This window comes from Psychrobacillus sp. (assembly GCF_056205495.1).
This window is the reverse complement of the sequence record NZ_JBAEAP010000590.1, coordinates 1-2,520: the sequence shown is the minus strand read 5'-3', so window position 1 is coordinate 2,520 and position 2,520 is coordinate 1. Positions and strand designations below refer to the sequence as shown.

General features: G+C 35.2%; 2 protein-coding genes and 1 pseudogene. 2 read left to right on the top strand and 1 reads right to left on the bottom strand.

The window, feature by feature from the left end; genetic code table 11:
* The first annotated feature begins 320 nt into the window (after positions 1–320).
* Both AC06OU_RS16590 and AC06OU_RS16585 read left to right on the top strand, forming a co-directional pair.
* Positions 321–1,172, top strand: coding sequence for a rolling circle replication-associated protein (locus AC06OU_RS16590; protein ID WP_475857255.1), 852 nt, complete (start codon positions 321–323; stop codon positions 1,170–1,172).
* Between the two features lie 174 nt (positions 1,173–1,346).
* On the top strand, positions 1,347–1,532 hold the full coding sequence (locus AC06OU_RS16585; RefSeq protein WP_475857253.1) for a helix-turn-helix domain-containing protein: 186 nt from the start codon (positions 1,347–1,349) through the stop codon (positions 1,530–1,532).
* An 852-nt stretch (positions 1,533–2,384) separates the two neighbouring features.
* Here AC06OU_RS16585 and AC06OU_RS16580 read toward each other — a convergent pair.
* Positions 2,385–2,520: pseudogene (locus tag AC06OU_RS16580) on the bottom strand (DDE-type integrase/transposase/recombinase); the annotation flags it as partial.

The following is a 2,520-nucleotide window of genomic DNA, read 5'->3' as shown; positions in this document are numbered from 1 at the left end:
TTTAAAATTTTATTTTTCGAATCTACTTCTCGTGGAGCTAGATGGAGCAAATTTGAGCAATTTTACGATAAGTAATCGATTTTATATGCTCATTATATTTTAACGTTAATGATCAGCGCTTGCACCCTCTTATGCTGTTTTAAAAATTAGCCATCATTCCCTACAATTATAAGTGTTCGAACAACAAAAAGTAATACCAGATATTAGGGATTCTAACTACGAGCAGTGGCCTTGCTCTTGACTTGATATTAGTAATTAATTACGGACATTTTTATTAAGAGAAAACGATTATAAGTATAGAAATAAGGCAGGTTTTAATAATGAACGAGATTCTTATTAGATTAAGTGGCATGTATGCTGAAGTAGTTATACGAGCTGCCATTAGAAGAGCACACAATCGTAATAGCGGTCGTAAAAGTAAGGCTTCCAAATTAGACAGGGGTTTCTCTGAAGAAGAGTTAGAGCATCAAGCTGAAGTAAGAGCACACTCAATCGCTAATACGCTACGGACTTTTAAACGATTACTATATGCGAACTTCTCAAATGGTTACACTTTTTTAACGCTAACATTTGATAAGCAACATTGTGATTTTAATATTACAGATACAGCTACTTGTCGTACTAAGTTTACGAACTTTTGGAAGAATCTAAAGCGTGGCACAAAAGATGGAGAATGCTTAGATGACAATGTAGATTTACGTTATTTGGGCGTACAAGAATACCAAAAAGATGGCTCTATTCACTTTCATGTACTTTGTCATATTCCACGTTCCTATGCCGTCCTCTTAAAAAAGAAGTGGCAGCATGGTCACTTAGATTTTAAACGCTCGAATAAAAATCCACTTGATGTACAAAAGATTGCAAGCTATATGAAAAAAGGGATATATGATTCTCGCCTTAACAATGAGAACCACCGCTATTTAGCAAGCCGTGGATTAAAGAAACCTAAGATTTTTAAGTTTGTAGGCAATGGATTACCTACATGGATTAATGAAAACAACAGCGAGCTTATTTATCAAGGAGACAGCGAGTATGCTTTTCAATACTATCAATTCATCACAAATCTTACTGAAGATGAATTCCAGTCGTATGTAGAAAGCGCTAATGAACAAGAGCTACAATTCTATATTGAGCAATTGGAGCTTATTCAACAACTACAACCCGTAGCTTAATGCTAAATGTAGCAATATAAAGGAATACTATATCTACTCACACAGCATAGCAGTTATTTAGATTGTATTGCTTTTAATAAGCCTTAAGCGAGTTCGCTTTCTCAACCTAAAACTTTTACAATAAAGGTATATGTTAGCTCGATAGCCGAAGGATCTGAAAGTAGAGGTGATAACATGATTGAACTGCAAAACTACCATGATGTGTTAAGCGTCAAAGACATTCAAACGATTTTAGGGATTGGTACAACAAAAGCATACGACCTTGCAAAATCAGGTGCTTTTCATACCGTTCGTATCGGCCCACTCATTAAAATTCCCAAGCAGTCTTTTTTACAATGGCTGAATGGTTCAAATAACTAGCCTAGCTCTACTCAGCACGCTTCAATACCGTTACAGGAGCTTTGCATATTTACAACGAAAGAACACAGCTACAGCCCCTTTAAAGGCAGTAAAATGTGTTCTTTTTCGTTACTTAATATTAAATTGTTTCTGCTAGTGTAGAACTCGTTTTGATGACCCATGGGGCGCCGAACATCATATTTAATTGTAACTAGATTAACCTACATGCTCAGAAAATTTTTTATAAATTTTTTCTCCTATATAGGCTTTTAGAATAAATCAGGTACCGTATTGCCATCTAAATCTAAAAAAACGTGTTGGCTATCTTCCATACCATTACTATTAAAGTCTGTACCATTGTCGGATTCTTTTCATACAATCCTTATAGGAACTCTAATCAGATTTCCAAAAGCATCTTTTATTGCTTGGTTAGATGGTAAAAATAATTGCAATTGAGTTATATCTATGAATAGAAACCATTGCATTGTAACAGTTTCCCCATCTGAGACCGTATCTATTTCATAAATAAAATTGCCACACTAAATTAAATTTCTACCAGTTTCAAAGGCCCGAAGTACCTTGGACTCTGACTGGTCATTAAAAATCACTTACTAGGAATTAAGCAGATTTACCCCAGGTTAAAGTGAAGTCTATGTACTTTAACAAGACTTCGCCTTGCTATCTGAAGTGAGCGGGCGACTAACACTAGTAGATCATTCGCTAAAAGCCATATACACAACACAATTATATTTTCTGAATTTTTACACTATAGGTAGATTTACTGGAGGTTTTTAATGTGAACACATCAAATTCCACAGATAACCTGTTTGGCTGTAGCAAACGTTTTTAACCCTAACATAGAACGGATTCGACTCTTGTTTTACTCAGATGAAATTCAATTGTGTTCCCTTCAGAATCGACTGCACGATACAAATACATCCATTGCCCTTTTACTTTGATGTATGTTTCATCGACTCTCCAGGAATCATTTGTTCGCTTAAGATGCGGT

Bases quoted from the DNA above. Each gene is read 5' to 3' on its own strand.
- AC06OU_RS16585 (WP_475857253.1), top strand. From the start codon at position 1,347: ATGATTGAACTGCAAAACTACCATGATGTGTTAAGCGTCAAAGACATT.
- AC06OU_RS16590 (WP_475857255.1), top strand. From the start codon at position 321: ATGAACGAGATTCTTATTAGATTAAGTGGCATGTATGCTGAAGTAGTT.